The 18291-nt window shown below is 63.2% G+C and carries 18 protein-coding genes; 8 read left to right on the forward strand and 10 right to left on the reverse strand.

What is annotated here, in order from left to right; all coding sequences use genetic code 11:
* Positions 1–218: 218 nt before the first annotated feature.
* Positions 219–743 carry a hypothetical protein gene (locus tag ACK41V_RS13740; protein WP_409783159.1) on the reverse strand — a complete coding sequence of 175 codons (525 nt, stop codon included), beginning with the start codon at positions 741–743 and terminating at the stop codon, positions 219–221.
* 134 nt (positions 744–877) lie between these two features.
* Between ACK41V_RS13740 and ACK41V_RS13745 the strand changes: the two genes are divergently transcribed.
* From ACK41V_RS13745 to ruvC, 3 genes are all read left to right on the forward strand, one after another.
* Complete coding sequence (locus ACK41V_RS13745; protein WP_409783160.1) at positions 878–1651, forward strand: lysophospholipid acyltransferase family protein; 774 nt, start codon at positions 878–880, stop codon at positions 1649–1651.
* 2 nt (positions 1652–1653) lie between these two features.
* Positions 1654–2646, forward strand: a complete 993-nt coding sequence (locus ACK41V_RS13750) for a phosphatidate cytidylyltransferase (RefSeq protein WP_409783161.1) — start codon at positions 1654–1656, stop codon at positions 2644–2646.
* Positions 2647–2727: 81 nt separating this feature from the next.
* Positions 2728–3276, forward strand: a complete 549-nt coding sequence (gene ruvC, locus ACK41V_RS13755) for a crossover junction endodeoxyribonuclease RuvC (protein WP_409783162.1) — start codon at positions 2728–2730, stop codon at positions 3274–3276.
* A 75-nt stretch (positions 3277–3351) separates the two neighbouring features.
* Here ruvC and ACK41V_RS13760 read toward each other — a convergent pair whose 3' ends face one another.
* The 5 genes from ACK41V_RS13760 to ACK41V_RS13780 all read right to left on the reverse strand — a co-directional run bounded on the left by ACK41V_RS13760 (position 3352) and on the right by ACK41V_RS13780 (position 6856).
* Complete coding sequence (locus ACK41V_RS13760; protein ID WP_409783163.1) at positions 3352–4002, reverse strand: hypothetical protein; 651 nt, start codon at positions 4000–4002, stop codon at positions 3352–3354.
* Positions 4003–4057: 55 nt separating this feature from the next.
* A complete protein-coding gene (locus ACK41V_RS13765; RefSeq protein WP_409783164.1) occupies positions 4058–4429 on the reverse strand; it encodes a hypothetical protein in 372 nt (123 codons plus the stop codon).
* A complete protein-coding gene (locus tag ACK41V_RS13770; RefSeq protein ID WP_409783165.1) occupies positions 4429–5181 on the reverse strand; it encodes a hypothetical protein in 753 nt (250 codons plus the stop codon). Before ACK41V_RS13770 ends, ACK41V_RS13765 begins: the two co-directional genes overlap by 1 nt.
* 22 nt (positions 5182–5203) lie before the next feature.
* A complete protein-coding gene (locus tag ACK41V_RS13775; RefSeq protein ID WP_409783166.1) occupies positions 5204–5956 on the reverse strand; it encodes a M48 family metallopeptidase in 753 nt (250 codons plus the stop codon).
* Positions 5957–6370: 414 nt separating this feature from the next.
* Positions 6371–6856, reverse strand: a complete 486-nt coding sequence (locus tag ACK41V_RS13780) for a CZB domain-containing protein (protein ID WP_409783167.1) — start codon at positions 6854–6856, stop codon at positions 6371–6373.
* Positions 6857–7057: 201 nt separating this feature from the next.
* Here ACK41V_RS13780 and ACK41V_RS13785 point away from each other — a divergent pair, with 201 nt between their 5' ends.
* The gene (locus tag ACK41V_RS13785; protein WP_409783168.1) at positions 7058–8092 is read left to right on the forward strand and encodes an LLM class flavin-dependent oxidoreductase; all 1035 of its coding nucleotides are present in this window, start codon (positions 7058–7060) and stop codon (positions 8090–8092) included.
* Between the two features lie 54 nt (positions 8093–8146).
* Here ACK41V_RS13785 and ACK41V_RS13790 read toward each other — a convergent pair whose 3' ends face one another.
* A complete protein-coding gene (locus tag ACK41V_RS13790; protein WP_409783169.1) occupies positions 8147–8896 on the reverse strand; it encodes an SDR family NAD(P)-dependent oxidoreductase in 750 nt (249 codons plus the stop codon).
* Between the two features lie 276 nt (positions 8897–9172).
* Here ACK41V_RS13790 and gspF point away from each other — a divergent pair, with 276 nt between their 5' ends.
* From gspF to ACK41V_RS13805, 3 genes are all read left to right on the forward strand, one after another.
* A complete protein-coding gene (gene gspF / locus ACK41V_RS13795) occupies positions 9173–10405 on the forward strand; it encodes a type II secretion system inner membrane protein GspF (RefSeq protein WP_409783170.1) in 1233 nt (410 codons plus the stop codon).
* A 4-nt stretch (positions 10406–10409) separates the two neighbouring features.
* A complete protein-coding gene (locus ACK41V_RS13800; protein ID WP_409783171.1) occupies positions 10410–11327 on the forward strand; it encodes a 5'-nucleotidase in 918 nt (305 codons plus the stop codon).
* Positions 11328–11498: 171 nt separating this feature from the next.
* A complete protein-coding gene (locus ACK41V_RS13805; protein WP_409783172.1) occupies positions 11499–11945 on the forward strand; it encodes an EF-hand domain-containing protein in 447 nt (148 codons plus the stop codon).
* A 228-nt stretch (positions 11946–12173) separates the two neighbouring features.
* Here the strand turns inward: ACK41V_RS13805 and ACK41V_RS13810 are convergent, their stop codons facing one another.
* The 3 genes from ACK41V_RS13810 to ACK41V_RS13820 form a co-directional block, all read right to left on the reverse strand.
* Positions 12174–12605 carry a hypothetical protein gene (locus ACK41V_RS13810; RefSeq protein ID WP_409783173.1) on the reverse strand — a complete coding sequence of 144 codons (432 nt, stop codon included), beginning with the start codon at positions 12603–12605 and terminating at the stop codon, positions 12174–12176.
* A 377-nt stretch (positions 12606–12982) separates the two neighbouring features.
* Positions 12983–13480 (reverse strand): DUF1854 domain-containing protein, encoded by a 498-nt coding sequence (locus ACK41V_RS13815; protein ID WP_409783174.1) that lies wholly within the window; start codon positions 13478–13480, stop codon positions 12983–12985.
* Positions 13481–13501: 21 nt separating this feature from the next.
* The gene (locus ACK41V_RS13820; RefSeq protein ID WP_409783175.1) at positions 13502–15808 is read right to left on the reverse strand and encodes an ABC transporter transmembrane domain-containing protein; all 2307 of its coding nucleotides are present in this window, start codon (positions 15806–15808) and stop codon (positions 13502–13504) included.
* Positions 15809–16025: 217 nt separating this feature from the next.
* On the opposite strand from ACK41V_RS13820, the gene cphA reads away from it, so the two are divergent.
* The gene (cphA, locus tag ACK41V_RS13825) at positions 16026–18230 is read left to right on the forward strand and encodes a cyanophycin synthetase (protein ID WP_409783176.1); all 2205 of its coding nucleotides are present in this window, start codon (positions 16026–16028) and stop codon (positions 18228–18230) included.
* The last annotated feature ends 61 nt before the right edge of the window (positions 18231–18291 follow it).

The raw sequence follows: 18291 nt of genomic DNA on the forward strand, positions 1-18291 counted from the left end.
GTCTGAACCCAGCAGGAACTCGCCCGCAAAGGAGGATGAAGACTCGATGCTCGAACTCCTCTGCCAAGGGAGCTAGGTCTGAGGACGACTCCAACTCAAGATCCAAGTTGAGGAACGACGCTGGAACTGACGCGATTCGTGACATTGACACCTAACGAATTCAGACCTTGTAGCCTGTGAGGTGGCTATAGCCCGTGGACGCCCGCTCGACGGAAGGGCTAGGAATCCTGGGTACCAAGAACTCGCCCGAGGTTCAGTTGGAGCACCTCGGCCTTTTCGGGTGTGGGTGCATTTGAAATGGCCAGAGTGGCTGCAATTTTTGCCTCACTTCTTCGATTAAGTGCAAAAAGTACGTGCGCTTCAACAACACGCGTGAGCCAATCTTTTGGGGCACTGTCAATGGATGGACCCAGAGTTTCCAATGCACGCTCAGGCGCTCCATGATGAAGCAGTTGCTCTGCGAGAAAGTAGCGGGCCATGATTGCGGTGGGTGACCCCGCCATGTTTCCTTGAGCAAGCACAGCCGCTAGTGACTTCTCCAGCTGTACAGTTGCTTGACCATGCTTCCCGAGTTCGTTCAACACGCACGCGTACTCGCCGTAATAAGCCGATAGGCCGAAGTGTTTCGGGTCTGCCAGGGAAATGGCTTGTTGATACAGAAGCTCCGACTGCTCATGATGACCCGCCTGCCACTGGTCAAACGCTTCACCGGCTATTTTCCCTGCCCTGGGTTGGTCAATCATTTTTGGATGCTACGCAATGTATGCAGACGGGAAAGGAAGTATCGCTCAAGGTCGCCTAAGGGCCCAAAGCAGAACATGAGCGGATGGCGCCAATCAAACTGAACCAGCCAGCACCGCCACGTATCATCCCCGCCATGCTTGCCAAGTTGATGAGTTTCCTTTTGCTGGGGATCGTGCGGTTTCTGACCGGTTCCCAGGCCCGCTGGTATGGCTGCCCGCCCAAGGCCGAGCAGCGCATCTATTTCGCCAACCACCAGAGCCATGCCGACATGGTGCTCATCTGGGCGGCGCTGCCGGAAGAGCTGCGCAGCATCACGCGGCCCATAGCGGCCAAGGACTACTGGACCAAGACGCCGTTCCGCCAGTGGATCACCACCGCCGTGTTCAACGCCGTGTATGTGGACCGCCAGGCCACGCCTGCGCGCGCCCCGGCGCCTGTGGCGGCTGAACCAGCCGGTGGGCTGGACGCGGCAGCCGCCGCCTCTGCCAGCGCGGACACCGCCATGGCGGGCGGCCCCGACCCCTCACCCGACGCACCGCCCCGCGCGCCCAGCCCTGAGGCACTGCGCGCCGCCCTGCCCGAGTCCGACCCGCTGGCGCCGCTGGTGCGTGCGTTGGAAAGCGGCGACTCGATCGTGATCTTTCCCGAAGGCACGCGCGGCCATGGCGACGAGCCGCAGCCGTTCAAGTCGGGCCTGTTCAAGCTGGCGCAGATGTTTCCGCAAGTGGTGCTGGTGCCCGCCTGGATCAACAACGTGCAGCGCGTGATGCCCAAGGGCGAAGTGGTGCCAGTGCCCATACTGTGTTCAGTGACCTTCGGGGCGCCGGTGCAGCTGGAACCGGGCGAAGAACGCCGCCCCTTCCTCGACCGCGCGCGCCGTGCAGTCATCGCGCTCAGGGAAGTCTGAACATGAACAACTTCCTCCGCAATTTGACTGCCACCCAACAGGTCGGCGCCCTGTTCCTGGTGATGTTTGGCATCCTGTCCATCGTCACCATCTGGGCCTTTGTGCGCAATCTGCGCGAACACGCCAGCGACGACCCCGAGTCCGAAGCCCGCGTCCTGGAAGCCAAGCGTTTCTGGGGGCTGCTCAAAACATCCTGGATGATGGCGTCCGTCTTCTGGATTGGCTGGGTGCTGGGCGACACGGTAGCCACCGTGCTGTTCGCCATCGTGGGCTTTTTTGCGCTGCGCGAGTTCATCACGCTATCGCCCACGCGGCGTGGCGACCACCGGAGTCTGGTGCTGGCGTTTTTTGTGGTGCTGCCGCTGCAGTTCTGGATCGTGGGTACCAAACACTTTGACCTGTTCACAGTGTTCATCCCGGTCTACGTGTTTCTGGCCCTGCCCGTGGTGAGCGCGCTGGCGAATGACCCACAGCGTTTTCTGGAGCGAAACGCCAAGCTGCAGTGGGGCATCATGGTCTGCGTGTACGGCATGAGCCATGTGCCCGCGCTGCTGCTGCTGGACTTTCCGGGCTACCGCGACAAGGGCGCGTTCCTCGTTTTCTTCCTGGTGTTTGTGGTGCAGACCTGCATGCTGGTGCAACACCTGCTGGGGCGGCGTTTTCCACACAAGCCCGTCGCGCCGCAAGTGAGCCAGAGCTTTCAGTGGACGAGCTGGCTGGCGGGTGTGGCGGCGGGTGGCCTGGCCGGTGGCCTGCTGTCGTTCATCACCCCGTTCAAACCCGGCCAGGCGCTGGGCATGGCGCTGCTGGCCTGTGTCGCAGGCAGCCTGGGGCACCTAGTGATGAAGGCTTTGAAGCGCGACCGCGGCATCAAGAGTTGGGGCATGCAGGGCATGTCGGTCACCGGCGCGGGTGGCTTGCTCGACCGGGTGGATGCGCTGTGTTTTGCGGCACCCGTGTTCTTTCATTCGGTGCGCTGGTACTTTGGCCTGTGACCGGTCGGCAGGCAATTTTTAAGCCAAATTGGCCGCTAGCGCTTGATGGTAAAGCGCTAACAGCTATTAAATAGTGAGCAAATGCGCATCTTAGGTATTGACCCTGGCCTGCAGACCACCGGCTTTGGCGTGGTGGACATGGACGGTCACAAGCTCAGCTACGTGGCCAGCGGCACCATCCGCACCACCACGCTGTCGCTGGGCGACCTGCCGGGGCGCCTGAAGATTTTGTTTGACGGCATCTCCGAGGTCGCAGCCCGCTACGAGCCCGACGTGGCCTCGGTCGAGATCGTGTTCGTCAACGTGAACCCGCAGTCCACCCTGCTGCTGGGCCAGGCACGCGGCGCCTGCATCACCGCCCTGGTGGCCAGCAACCTGCCGGTGGCCGAATACACCGCGCTGCAAATGAAAAAAGCCGTGGTCGGCCACGGCCGCGCGGCCAAAAGCCAAGTGCAGGAAATGGTGCGCCGCCTGCTCAGCCTACCGGGCCTGCCGGGCACCGACGCGGCGGATGGCCTGGGCATGGCGATCACGCACGCGCATGCGGGGGCGGCCATGGCGCGGTTGGGCGAGGCCGCGACGCTGAACCGGCGGCAGCATGCGATGTACAAGGGTGGGCGGAGTTATTGACAACAGAGTGAGCCGCCGCCTCCGGCGCGGTGGCGGCACGGTTTTGTACTCCACGAGTCCTTCGCATTCAACCTCTCAATCGCAGTACTCAAACTTGGCGATTGGTTTTGAAGCAATGTCTTTCGCCAGCTTCCGCGCCAGCACTACCGATTCGTGGGACGCCTCAAAGTACGCCCCCACTCCGCCCCAATAGAAACCACGCGGGCCGCGGCAGAGCATCACAATCGCTGGCGTTGTAGACACGGCAAAGCTGTCGCCACTGTCAACCACCACTTCATACCGGACTCGCTTCATGGCGGGGCCGCGCAACGTCTCCAGCACCCGCGCCTCGTAAATGTGGCGCTCCTCTGTCGCTGTGGGAATTTCTCCGCGCCGACGAAGCTTGGGCGGCGGGCGCCCGCTGGGGATGGGCTCAATGGTGATGCGGGTGTGCACCACTACAAGCGCATAGGGCGTCATCGCCATGGCGTGGGCCATGCCATCTTGCTCTTCTGCGGTCAAGGGATTGGGGGTGACTTTTGCTTGTTCCATTCCAGAGAGCGGCTCGGCAGCCAAGTCGGCGATATTCACCACCACAGCCAAAGTCAGCGCAACACCGCAACGCATGAGCCAGCTTAAGCAGCCCTTACTCGCGGACTGTCCAAATGGCGGTAGTGCATCACCAACGCAGCTCGCTGCCCACTCGGCACGACCACTATCCATCAACACGCTCGAAGGGTTTGTCATTGATCCTCCAGTCGGCTGCCTAGATTTACGGCGGGGCATGGTTTCTTGTACACCGTCACGTGCTTGCTTGCGACTTCGCATCGCCAATAAGGCAAATCGGCTGTCGGCGCGAATCAGCCAAAAAGCGGAGTTCAGCCTCATGCAAGGCTACATGCACCCGCCCACTTTGCTCAAGCGCACTGCGCATCGCTTGCCAGCCAGGATCGGCTTCGCTGATTGCAACGTGTGTGCCATCGAACAATGCCCCCCACAAGACCCAGGTTTCGCCGATGAACCCTGCGTGAGAAGCCAGGTCAAGACGCGCCAATTGATCGATTAGCGCAGGCGACAGGGGCACCAGCGTTGGGCTCGAAGAAGGATATCCACGCGCACGCCGCTTGGCGATGGCGTCCAAAAAATAGCGATTGATCCGGTCAACCCAGTCCATCAGCCAAGTTTCCATTCCATGCGGGTAACAAAATCATATGTTTTGGTGCCAGCCTTTTCACCCACAGCGGCACCCGCTGCCCCAAAACCAAATGCGCCCACAATCCCGCCGATAAGACAACCGCCGCCGGTACCAAGCTCGCCTATGACGGGCAAAATCAGGCTCGGAGACAACAACGCGGCACCTGCAAGACAGCCAGCCCAAGCGCCTCCCGCACCCCCAGCAGCACCGCCCACGATAGCCCCCGCCTGTCCGGATGCAACGCGCGAGCGATCTTGCGGAGCAGCTTGGGAGATGATGACCCCCGACAGAGAGATTTGAATGATGATGGCGGCCGGGCCAGCGCCCCGCACGGTGGCTGCGAAGCGGTTAACCGAACTACGGCTTTTACCCACGCTGGTCAGCACCGCTTCAATGCTGCCTTTGCGTGCAACAAGCTGATCCAGGGTCGGCAAGCTGCTGGATGGCTTCAACAGTTCCGAGTAGATGCGCCCCCATGGACTGAGCCGCTGGCGCATTTGCATGACCAGTGCATTCCGTTGCCCCTCTACAAGTGCGCGGGCTTCCTGCGCAGTAACGTTCCCACGCAACAGCAACGCATTGGCTTGGCGCGATATGGCTTGGTTGGCTTGGTCATAGCTCTTGCGCATGAATGCATCCCAGCTTTGCGTCGCGCCGACCGCATAGCTGCCCTCTACCGCGACTTGAACGACTGGGCTGTAGAGATATTGCTGTTCTTCTTGCGTCGCCATGGGGTGATCCAAACTCTTTGGTTCAAGCCACTTGCGTCTTCATCCGCTCCGCCCGCTCCTTGGGCGACGGATGGGTCGACAAGAAGCTGGTCGATTCGCTGCCCGACATAGCGGCCAGCTTTTCCAGCGCGGTCACACAGGCGCCCGGTTGGTAACGCTTGGCCTTCATGAAACCCATCGCGTAGTCATCAGCCTCGCGTTCGTTGCTTTGCGAGTGCTGGGCGCGCACCACTTTTTCAAACAGCTCACCCAGTTGCGAGTCGGCAATGGCGCCAGCGCGGCTGTTGCTGGCCGACACGGCGTTGCGCAGGGCACTGGTGCGCAGGGCGGCCTGGATGCGGGCTTTGCTGTGGCCTTTTTTGACGTGGCCGATTTCGTGGCCGATGACGTAGCGCACTTCGTCGTCGGTGAACTTGTCCATGAGGCCGGAGTACACGCGGATGGTGCCGTTGGCCATGGCGAAGGCGTTGATGTCGGGGGTGAGGTAGACCTTGAAGTTCATCTTCAGGCCGTCATACGTGCCCAGGCCTGAGGTGAGTTTGGTCAGGCGCGAGGCGTAGGGGCTGCCTGCGGGGGCGATGCGGTTTTGGCGGTCGCTTTCGGCGGCCATCTGGTCAAAGGCCGACTTCACCTCTTCGTCGGTCAGCGATTCGGATTTGGCCAGGTCTTTGCCTGCGTCCAGCATCTTGCCCAGGTCGAACTGGGCCCACACGGGGGATACGGCGCTCACGCCAGAAGCCAAGGTCACGAGCGTCAACAATTTACGGCGGTCCATCTGGGGTTCCCTCTCTCTCTATCTATCAGTGGTTGGTTTTGTGAATGCTTTGTTTTATTGAGCAACCGTCTGCAAGCATTGGTTCTCAAGTGCGCCGAAATATAGCCACGCAAACCCCTGTTTCCGGGGGTGCGGCATGTCTGCAGATGTAAGACCTGTGTGCCGATGCTGGACGCGGGGTGGGACAGCAGCGGTCTGAACCCGGCGGCAACGCGAAGCGCAGGCGCTGCCAAGGCGGCCGAAAGAAAATTTAAGGCGAAAAGTGCCTCTAGCGCTTATCCATAAAGCGCTGATAGCTATCAATAGATGAGTAATCTAAGAGCTGCCGATGCGATGGGATAGAGAGGCTCGCGCGGAAAGCCAAACCGGTCTGCGGCCCGCTACCGCAGCGGTCTCTGTTTCTGCTTCTGCCTCTCAGCGCCCCAGGCCGCGCTTGAGTTCTTTGAGAAGCAGCAGCACCTGATTGGATGCATGGCGGCAGCTGCTGTTGAGCAATTGCACGGCCTTTTGCTGCTCGCCCGCCTGGAACAGCGTGACCACTTCGGCCGCCTGCTGGTGAAAGTATTTGTGCCGCGCCACCAGCATGTCAAAAGCGGGGTAATGCCCCAGCCGCACGCGCCCCGTGCCATACAGCCAGCGGCCCAGGTCACAGCGGTCGTCATGGCAAATGCGTTCGGGCCGCATCACCTCTTCGGAGCGGCGGTTGACCATGTCCTGCAGCTGCAAGCGCCAGCCTTCGTGGCTGGCAATGGCAGCGTCAATGTCGATCTCGGTCATCAGCGTGGCCGCGTAGTCGGCGTCCAGCACCAGTTCGCTGCCGTTGTCTTCCATGGCCCAGGTGGTGTCCTGGCTGTCAGGATCCTGCTCCTTGATCTTGAACAAACGACTGAAAAAACCCATGTTTGATCCCTTTTGCAGCCTGTTGCGCCGGGCGCCGTGCAGGCACCCACAGAAAAGCTTTGAAACATTTTGTGGGGGCTTGCGGGTTTTGGCTACCAAAAAATCACCAACTGGTGAAAACCGCTGCAGACGACCCTGCTGCCGCTGCCAGCTCTGCGCTGCCGGCCTGCACAAAAGCAGCCGCAGCCAGACAATGCGCCCATGACCACCACCGCCCCCCGCCCCGCCCTTTCGATGCTTGACCTGGTTTCCGTTCGCGAAGGCGGAACCGTGGCTGATGCCCTGCAGATTGCCTTGCGCACTGCGCAACATGCTGAAAAGCTCGGTTTTGCCCGCTATTGGCTGGCCGAGCACCACAACATGGCGGGCATTGCCAGCTCGGCCACCGCCGTGCTGGTGGGTCACATTGCCGGTGGCACTTCGCGCATCCGCGTCGGCTCGGGCGGCGTGATGCTGCCCAACCATGCCCCGCTGGTCGTGGCCGAGGCCTTTGGCACGCTGGCCGAGCTGTACCCCGGCCGCATCGACCTGGGCCTGGGTCGCGCGCCGGGCACCGACCAAGCCACCATGCGCGCGCTGCGCCGCAGCCGGGTGGAGACAGCAGACGATTTTCCGCAAGACGTGGCCGAGTTGCAGCGACTGCTGGCGCCCGCCGAGCCCAACCAGCGCCTGATCGCCATGCCCGGTGCGGGCACCAATGTGCCGATCTGGCTGCTGGGCTCCAGCCTGTTTTCGGCGCAATTGGCGGCGGAACGCGGGCTGCCCTATGCCTTTGCCTCGCACTTTGCGCCGCGCCTGTTGCACCAGGCCATCGACCTGTACCGCAACCTGTACCGCCCTTCTGCCGCTTGGCCCAAGCCTTATGTGGCGATTGGCGTGCCTTTGATTGCAGCGCCGACGGACGACGAGGCGGACTATCTGGCCAGCAGCACCTACCAGCGGGTGCTGGGCATTTTGACGGGCGACCGCCGCCGCCTGCTGCCCCCCATCGAAAACTACACCGCGCGCCTGCAACCACAGGAGCGCGCAGCCATTGGCGACTTTCTGGCGGCGGCGGTGATCGGCGGGCCCGACACGGTGCGTGCGGGCCTGGCGCACCTCGCCGAGGCCACGGGGGCGGACGAGCTGATGCTGGTGACCGATGTCTACGACCCGGCGCTGCGCCTGCGCTCGTTGGACATTGCGGCCCAGGCGCACGCCGCGCTCACGGCCGGTGGCGAAGCTGTGGCCACCTGAACCCGCAAAGGGCGGTGAACTGCTGGCGCGTCATCCCGCCATCACGCCATCGCTTCATCGCGCCAGATAGCCGCCGTCCACCGGGTAGTAAGCGCCGGTCACAAACGACGCCTTGTCCGACGCCAGCCAGGTCACCAGCTCGGCGACCTCTTCCGGCTGCCCCAGTCGACCGATGGGGTGCGCACCCACCAGCATTGCATTGAGGCCAGCGTCCTGAGCCAGCCCGCTGATCATGGGCGTGTGAATAAACGCCGGCCCGACGGAGTTGACGCGCACGCCCTGGGCGCTGTATTCGATGGCCGCCGCCTTGGTCAACCCCACCACCCCATGTTTGGCGGCGGTGTAGGCAGACGCGGTGGCAAACCCCACGGAGCCCAGGATGGAGGCCATGTTGATGATGGAACCGCCGCCGTTCTTGAGCATGGCGGCAATCTGGTACTTCATGCCGTAGAACACGCCCGACAGGTTGATGTTGATGACTTGCGCCCAGCCGTCCAGCGGGTAGTCGGCCGTGGGCGCTTGCGGGCCACCGATGCCTGCGTTGTTGCAGGCCACGTCCAGGCGGCCGTAGTGGGCAACAGTGTGGTTGACCAACGCTTCGCAGTCCTGTGGCTTGCCGACGTCCGCCGCCACAAAAATCGCATCGCCCCCGGCGGCGCGCACCAGGGCCGCGGTTTCTTCCCCCGCAGCCACGTTCACGTCAGACACCACCACCTTGGCGCCCTCGCGCGCCCACACCAGCGCAATCGCGCGCCCGATGCCCGACGACGCACCCGTTACCAATGCCACCTTGTTTTTCAGCATGAAAGACTCCTTGTTGATCAGACCGCCTGCAACCCGATGCCACAGATCCGTTTTTATTCTGCGCGCCCGGTGCGTCGGCACCTTGACCTGGGTCATGCCTTGGGTCATGCCTTGGGTCATGCCTTGGGCCGGGGTACTGGCGTGCGTCACCCGAGCAATGGGTAGCGGCTACCATCACGGTTTGCGGGCTTCGTCACCCGCACTGCCTGTTTGTTGTGTGATTCCCTGACATGACGCCCACGCTGCCGCTGCCTCCTCTTCACCACCCACGCCCGCATGCCCGCTTTTTCCTTTGAAGCCCTGGACGCCCAGGGCCAGACCCGCAAGGGCCTCATGGAGGCCGACACCGCAAAATCCGCACGGAGCCTGCTGCGGGCGCAAGCCCTGGTGCCGCTGGCGGTCGAGTTGGTGCAGACCGGCCAGTCGCTGGATGGCAGCTCGGCCGGGCTCAGCCAGCGGCTGTTCACCCGCCCCGTGTTTGGTGCCACGGCCTTGGCCATCTGGACGCGGCAGATTGCGGGGCTGGTGTCTTCGGGTCTGCCTTTGGAGCGCGCGCTCACGGCGTTGTCGGAAGAGGCCGACGACGAACGGCAGCGCCACCTCGTGGCCGCCCTGCGCGCCGAGGTCAACGCGGGTGCCACGTTTGCACGCGCCTTGTCGCAGCACCCGCGCGAGTTTTCGGACATCTACTGCGCCGTGATCGGTGCAGGCGAGCACAGCGGCAACCTGGGCCTGGTGCTGGATCGCCTGGCCGATGACCTCGAAGAACGCCAGGCCCTCAAAGCCAAGCTGGTGGGCGCCGCGTTGTACCCCGCCATCGTCACCATGGTGGCCATCGTCATCGTGCTGTTCCTGGTGGGGTATGTGGTGCCCCAGGTGGCGAGCGTGTTTGCGGGCAGCAAGCGGGCGCTGCCGTTTTTAACGGTGGCCATGTTGGGCATCAGCGCTTTTGTCCGCAATTACGGCTGGGTCATGCTGATCGCCACGGTCCTGATTGCGGTGGGCGGGCGTTGGGCACTGACCATCGAACATTTCCGCGAACGGTTTGATGCTGCCTGGCTCAACCTGCCGCTGGTCGGCAAACTGGCGCGCGGCTACAACGCCGCCCGGTTTGCGAGCACGCTGGCCATGCTGGCGGGCGCGGGCGTTCCCATCTTGAAAGCCCTTCAGGCCGCTGCCGAAACCCTGAACAACCGCGCCCTGCGGGCCGACGCGCTCGATGCGCTGGTGCTAGTGCGTGAAGGGGCGCCCCTGGCCTCGGCACTGGCGCAGAAAAAGCGCTTTCCGGGGCTGCTGTCGATGTTTGCGCGCCTGGGCGAACAGACCGGGCAATTGCCGGTGATGCTGCAGCGCGCGGCCAAGCAGTTGTCCACCGAAGTGCAGCGCCGCGCGATGCAACTGGCGACCATCCTGGAGCCGCTGCTCATCGTGGCGATGGGCCTGATCGTGATGATGATCGTGCTGGCGGTGCTGCTGCCGATCATTCAACTGAACCAGTTTGTGAAGTGACTCTATGGCTGTGACTCTGGACGACAAGCTGGTGGTGGCGATCTCCTCGCGCGCCCTGTTCAATTTTGAAGAAGAGAACCGTATCTTCGACCCGCTGGACCCGCGTCCCTACATGGAACTGCAACAGCAGCGGCTGCATGTGCCTGCCAAGCCGGGCGTGGCGTTTCCGCTGGTGAACAAGCTGCTGGCCTTCAACACACCCCAGGCCCGACCGGTCGAGGTGGTCATCCTGTCGCGCAACGACCCTGTCAGCGCGCTGCGCATCTTCCACTCGGCCCACAACGCAGGCCTGCCGCTGGAGCGAGGCGTCTTCACACAAGGGCGCGACCCGTTCAAATACCTGCGCCCCTTGGGCGCGCACCTGTTTCTATCGGCCAATGAAAAGGATGTGAGTGAGGCGCTGGCACTGGGCTTTCCGGCCGCGCGCGTGCTCACGGATTCAGCCGCTGCGGGCGTGAACTACCCCAAAGAGCTGCGCATTGCGTTTGACGGTGACGCCGTTCTTTTTTCCGACGAGGCGGAGCGCGTGTACCAAGCCGAAGGCCTCGCCGCGTTCCAGACGCACGAGATCAACAAAGCAGCGCTGCCCCTGTCGGGCGGCCCCTTCAAGCCGCTGCTGGCTGCATTGCACCAGTTGCAGCAGCAGGCCGATGTGTCGGGCATGCGCCTGCGCACCGCGCTCGTCACCGCACGCAGCGCGCCCGCGCACGAACGTGCGATCAACACGCTGATGAAGTGGAACCTGGCGGTGGACGAGGCCATGTTTCTGGGCGGCCTGGAAAAAGGCCCGTTTCTGCGCGAGTTCGAACCAGATTTTTTCTTCGACGACCAGACCGGCCACGCCACGTCGGCAGCCCGCCATGTACCTGCGGGGCATGTGAACAGCGGTGTTTCCAACCCGTCGCAGGTCACCGGCGACTGAGCGCAGCGCCGAGGGGCGGCACCGGGGCCACCGAGAAAATATGGGCCGCTGCGAAAAGTTCTGCAAAGCCTTGCAACGCTGCGTGAAAGCCTGCAAAGCCCCGGTTGCAATGCTCCCGCAACCACCCAACTGTGCAACCATCGCGGTCCCCGCACCGAAGGAAAACACGTTTTGCGTACAAGAATTTCACTCGCAGGCCTGGTGACCTGCTGGGCATTGGCTTGCGGCAGCGCATGGGCGCAGACACCTGCTCCAGCCCCGGCTCCGGCACCTGCAGCCAAACCCGCCCGTGCCGCCAGTGCGCCCAATGCTTCAGCCGCCCCAACGCCCCAGGCCCCGCTGAGCAAAGGCGAGATCAAGGCGATGCGCGAGTTCAAGATGCTGGACTTCAACGGCGACAACCAACTGAGCCGCACCGAAGTCAAACTGTTCCCCCGCCTGGCCGCTGCGTTTGACGATGCAGACACCAACCGCGACGGTTATGTGTCGTATGCAGAGGTCCAGGTATTTGCCGTCAAATACCGCGCCGAACGCGACCGCAAGCGGGCTGAGCAAGCGGCGGCTGAGGCAGCGGCGACCAAACCCGCTGCTCCTGCGGCCTCGGGCCCACAGCGCTGAGCAGCCTAAACTTGGAGTCGCTGAACCCATCCACGACGCCGAGAAGCGGTGGGTAGTGAACTGGTAGAGAAAATATGAATGAAATATGCCTCTAGCGCTTATCCATCAAGCGCTAGCAGCTATATTTTCAGGAGCGCTCACACACTATTGCTATTGGTATTGGCGGCACGAAGTCGACCCCCGAGACAGATGACGTAGTCAGTGAGCCGCCGCGCCAAGACGCCTGGTTTACAAACCGCCCGTGCGCTTGACCTTGGGATCGCTATAGGTCAGCGGCTCGTTTTTGACCTGCTGCGCCATGCGCTCCTGCAGCGTCATCTTGCTCACGTCCTGTGCAATCTCGATGGCGCTGCCGCTGGCGCGCCACATGGACTGGATGAACTCCAGCAACTGCTTGTAGATAGGCTCCTTGGGGGGCTCGGGCGGCTCCTCCACGGTTTCCTTCTTTTTGACCTCGGTCCAGTCGCGGTTGGGCGTGTCCGGCGCGGACGGTTTGTCGGGCGCTTTCACGACGGCCCCTTCACCGAGTCGGTCCATGGACTCTACGGGGTTTGGCGCGTTGATGGGACGCACCGGAGGAGCGCCAGAGGCGCCAGTGGAATACAAATCAGCGCCCTGAGGACGCCAACTCGGCGATCGGTCGACAGGTGGCATTTGCATGACATTGGCCCAATGGTTAATGAGTGTGCTGAGGCTTTTTCACCCTCTTCGTACATTCATAACGGCAAAAAGAAGGGGAAATTTAGGTCTTTTTCGGGGATCGACCGAAATTTAGGGTTTACCCTTATCAAATCGGTCGATTTACATCGAAATCTGCCAAGTGGTGACAGCAATGTGTCCAATCACGCGCGATTGCGCATGTCAGCGCGACCAAGCAGGGACGCGCCTGCGACGAGGCGCATGCGAAGTGTCAACATTTAGCAACGATTCAACCCCTGTACGGGGGGCCTGCAGAAGTCAAAAAAGATGTGATCGACCTATCCATCGCCACCACACCGAGCCAAGACAGCGCGCCGTCGCTCAGCCCACGCTACAGGTCAGAGAAAGCGCTCCAGCAACCGGCGCGAGTGCCGGTCAAGCGCGGTGGTGTCGCGCACCCGAAACTGCACGCCGTCGCCCCCGGCAATCAGAAGGTGGGTGCGGCCACCCAGGCGGCGGATGTCTTCTTCGGCCTTGAGGACAAGGCGGGCGGGGCCCCTGTCGGTCTCGACCTCCCATGTGCTGGGGGTAGAGAAGCTAGAAACCGCAACGATTTTCTGGATAGTGGGTACAAACTCGCGCACATCCAGCTCTTCTTCGATCAGTTGCCGCACGGGGCCCGTTATCTGATCGAGTCGAGGGATCCACAGCAACTCATGCCCGTCCGAGCCCACCAGCGACAACCCGTCGGCGGGCGCCGCAATCGGAAAAGCACGCACGGGTGTGACACCTTCGTGCACCGTGCCGTCGGGCAGCGTTGCCACCAGGCGGCCGTGCGGGTTGCGCTCCAAACCAAAGGCGGGAGAGGGCGAAACAGGAAGGGTGGATGCGTTCATGGCAGGCTTGTTCACGGCGTCTCAGGAATGACCGGCGGGGTGGGCCGGGTGCAGCAGGCTGCTGTCGATGATCACGCCGGCGGCCTGGGCGTCCTCTTCGGCGCGGCGCGCCTGGGCTTCATACAGTCGCCAATAGGCGCCCTGTTTTTCCATGAGTTCGTCGTGCGGGCCGACTTCCACCACTTCGCCGCGGTCCATCACCACCAGGCGGTCGGCCTTGCGCAGGGTGGACAGGCGGTGGGCAATGGCGATGGTGGTGCGGCCCTGCACCAGGTTGTCCAGCGCCTTCTGGATTTCCTTTTCCGTCTCGGTGTCGACGGCGGAAGTGGCCTCGTCGAGGATCAGGATGCGCGGATCAATCAGCAGCGCGCGGGCAATGCTGATGCGCTGGCGCTCGCCGCCCGACAGGCCCTGGCCGCGTTCGCCCACCAGCGAGTCGTAGCCATGGGGCAGGCGCAGGATGAATTCGTGGGCATGGGCTGCCCGCGCTGCTGCCACGATCTCTTCGCGAGTGGCATCGGGTTTGCCATAGGCAATGTTCTCGGCGATGGTGCCAAAGAACAAGAAGGGCTCTTGCAGCACCAAGCCGATGTGGCGGCGGTAGTCGGCCACGGCAAAGCGGCGAATGTCGATGCCGTCCACCTGAATGGAGCCATCACTCACATCGTAAAAGCGGCTGATCAGGTTGACCAGCGTGCTCTTGCCCGAGCCGCTGTGGCCCACGAGGCCGATCATTTCGCCGGGGCGAATCTCCAGATCCAACCCCTTGATGACTGCGCGGCTGCCATACCGAAAGCCCACCCCCTGCATGCTGATGGCGCCCTGCACCTTGTCCACCTTGACCGGCTGGGCCGGGTCGGGCACGTTGCTCACGTGGTCCAGGATGTCGAAAATGCGCTTGGCACCGGCCGCCGCCTTTTGCGTGACCGAAACGATGCGGCTCATGGAGTCGAGCCGGCTGTAAAAGCGCCCGATGTAGGCAATGAACGCCGTAAGCACCCCCACCGTGATCTGGTTGCGCGAGACCAGCCAGATGCCGAAGCCCCAGACCACGAGCAGGCCGATTTCGGTGAGCAGCGACACCGTGGGAGTGAACAGCGACCAGGTCTTGTTGAGCTTGTCGTTGACTTCCAGGTTGTGCTGGTTGGCATCGCGAAAGCGCTGGGCTTCCCGCTTTTCTTGCGCGAAGGCCTTGACCACGCGGATGCCGGGGATGGTATCGGCCAGCACGTTGGTCACCTCGGACCAGACGCGGTCGATCTTCTCGAAGCCGGTGCGCAGGCGGTCGCGCACGGTGTGGATCATCCAGGCGATGAAGGGCAGCGGTACCAGGGTAACCAGGGCCAGCCAGGGGTTGATGGAGAACAGGATGGCCGCCGTCATCATGATCATGAGCACGTCGGTCACGAAATCCAGGGCATGCAACGACAGGAAAACGTTGATGCGGTCGGTCTCCGAGCCGATGCGCGCCATGAGATCGCCGGTGCGCTTGCCGCCGAAATAGTCGAGCGACAGGCGCAGCAGGTGCTCGTAGGTGGTGGTGCGCAGGTCGGCGCCAATGCGCTCGGACACCAGCGCCAGGATGTAGGTGCGCGCCCAGGAGAGGCCCCAAGCGGCCAGCGCCGAGGCGAGCAGACCGCTCAGGTACAGCAGCACCAGGCTGGATTCGATCTTCTCCCCGTTCTGGAACGGGATCAGGATGTCGTCCATCAGCGGGATGGTGAGGTACGGCGGCACCAGCGTGGCGGCAGTGGACGCCAAGGTGAGGGCAAAACCAGCAGCCAGTTGCTTTCGGTACGGCCGCGCAAAACGCCACAGGCGCAGCAGCACCCAGGTGGAGGTTTGCGGCGGCTGCGCGCGGGCGCAGGCGGGGCATTCGTCGGTGTCGGGCGGCAGCGGGGTGTGGCAGACGGGGCAGGCCGGGTCGTCAGCCTCGTCTTCTGCGCTTGCATCGCCACGGGCGCTTTGCTGTTCAAACCGCTGCACCAGGCGCAGCGCCTGGGCATGGTGGGCCAGGGTAAATCGCCACAGGGCGAGGCGGGCTGCGGGGTTGTGCAGCTCCAGCGACCCGACACCGCCATGGTCTTGCTGGCGCAGCGCAAGGCCGCCGCTCAGCGGCCAGCCCCGCCACTCGGTGGCGCCTGTATCACGGGCCAGCAAGCGCTCGGACGTCACCACCACCCAACCGGCGGCAAACCGCAAATCGGTGCTCAGGTCAACCTGCAGCGCCGCCAGCACGTTCTCTTTGGGTGCGAGCATGGCCCGCAGATCGGCCCCCACGGGGCCAGAAAAGACACCCGAGGCGTCCACAGAATGGTGATGTTGCATTTTTGGTTGGTTTTTCCGCCCCCGGCAGCCAGCGGTGACCGGTCTCGCGAAAGGGCGAATTCTCCCCGATACTGCACGCCACGGTGCAAAAGCATCGTCCTGTAACGTCTGCAGACGTCATTTCGCTGACACTGTCTGCCGACGCCGCGACAGGCGCAAAATCACGGTCCACAAAAATCACCTTTCCCGCAACGCCGGAAACTACCCGCTGCAATCCATGGCGAAACACAACGATATCCAACTGCTTCGTATCAACTACTTGCGGGGCCCCAACATCTGGACGTACCGGCCGGTGCTGGAAGTCTGGCTGGACCTGGGAGCGCTGGAGGACCACCCCTCCCACCTGCTGCCCGGATTCAATGACCGTCTTACCGCCTGGTTGCCAGCGCTGATCGAGCACCACTGCGGCGTGGGTGAGCGTGGCGGGTTCCTGCAGCGCCTGCAGGAAGGCACTTGGTGTGGCCACGTGCTGGAGCACATCGTGATTGAGCTCTTGAACCTGGCGGGCATGCCCACCGGCTTCGGACAGACCCGCAGCACCAGCCAGCGCGGCGTATACCGCATGGTGTTCCGGGCGCGCGACGAAAGCGTGGCGCGCGTGGCGCTGGCCCAGGGCCATGCGCTCATCATGGCGGCCATCAACGACGAACCGTTTGACGTTCAGGCCGCCGTGGCGCGCGTGCGCACCGAGGTGGACGACCAGTACCTCGGCCCCAGCACCGCCTGCATCGTCACCGCCGCCACCGACCGCGGCATTCCGCACATCCGCCTGAACGACGGCAATCTGGTGCAACTGGGTTACGGCGCCAGCCAGCGCCGCATCTGGACGGCCGAGACCGAATTCACCAGCGCCATTGCCGAAGGCATCGCCAGCGACAAGGATCTGACCAAAAGCCTGCTCAAGTCGTGCGGTGTACCGATCCCGGAAGGCCAAGTGGTCAACAGCCCCGAAGAAGCGTGGGAAGCCGCGCAGGACATCGGCCTGCCGGTGGTGGTCAAGCCGTCAGACGGCAACCACGGCCGCGGCGTGACGCTGGACCTGCGCAAGGAAGAGGACATCAAGGCGGCCTACCACGTGGCCTACCCCGAGGGCAGCGACGTGATGGTGGAGAGCTTCATCCCCGGCGACGAGCACCGTCTGCTGGTGGTCAATGGCAAGGTGGTGGCTGCGGCGCGTGGCGAGGTGGTCAGCATCACCGGCAATGGCCGGTCCACCGTCAAGGAACTCGTCGACACCCAGCTCAACTCCGACCCACGCCGGGGCTACGAAGAAGAGTACCCGCTCGAAATCATCGACCTGGCCACTGACACCAAGGTGCAGCTTGAACTGAAGCGCCAGGATCTGGACGCCGACTCGATACCCGCCTCGGGACGCCAGGTGGTGGTGCAACGCAACGGCAACGTGGCCGTTGATTGCACGGATGACGTGCATCCTGAAGTGGCCTACATCGCGCAGTTGGCCGCCAAGGTGGTGGGACTTGATATTGCCGGTATCGACATGGTGGCCAAGGACATTTCCAAGCCGCTGCACGCCCAAGGTGGCGCCATCGTCGAAGTCAATGCAGGCCCCGGCCTGCTGATGCACCTGAAACCCGCTGTCGGCGCACCGCGCCCCGTGGGCCAAGCGATTGCGGAGCACCTTTTCCCCGCGGAAGACGACGAAGGCCAGGCAGGCCGCATTCCGCTGGTGGGCGTGGCGGGCACGCGCGGTACCGCCACCATCGCGCGTGTGGTGGCCTGGTTGCTGCACCTCAGCGGACACCACACCGGCCTGGCCTGCCGCGAAGGGTTGTTCCTGGACCGCCGCCAGGTCGAATCCACCGACTGCGCCCACTGGGAGGCCGCGCACCGCCTGCTGATGAACAAGACGGTGCAGGCTGCCGTCATCGAAAGCGACGCGCGCACCATCCTGCGCGACGGCCTGGCCTACGACCGCTGCCAGGTGGGCGTGGTGACCGACATGGACGGCGTGGAAACGCTGGCCGAGTTTGATGTGCACGAGCAGGACCAGATGACCAAGGTGATGCGCACCCAGGTGGACGTGGTGCTGTCGGAAGGTGCTGCGGTGCTCAATGCCGCCATCCCGCAAGTGGCCGACCTGGCCCCACTGTCGGACGGCGCTGTGGTGCTTTACGCGCAAGACGCCACGCTGCCCGTCATCGTGGAACACCGCGCCACGGACAACGGACGCGCCGTGGTCGTGAAAAACGGCCATGTGGTGCTGGCCACGGGCACGGCAGAACACGTGCTGGGCTCGCTGACGGACCTGACCTTCGGCCGCAACGCCGTGGTGCCCGACACCGACGCCCTGCTGGCCGCCATTGGCACCGCCTGGGCACTGGACATTGCCCCCGACCTGATCGGCGCAGGCATCAAGACCTTTGAGCCCGACCTGCCCGCACCTGCAGGCCTGCCCTCCTGATTGATTGATTCCGCCCCCAAGCGAACGACTTGATTTGAACGGGCGCCACAAGCCCCGATCG

The organism is Acidovorax sp. (assembly GCF_046291265.1).
GTDB lineage: Bacteria > Pseudomonadota > Gammaproteobacteria > Burkholderiales > Burkholderiaceae_C > Acidovorax.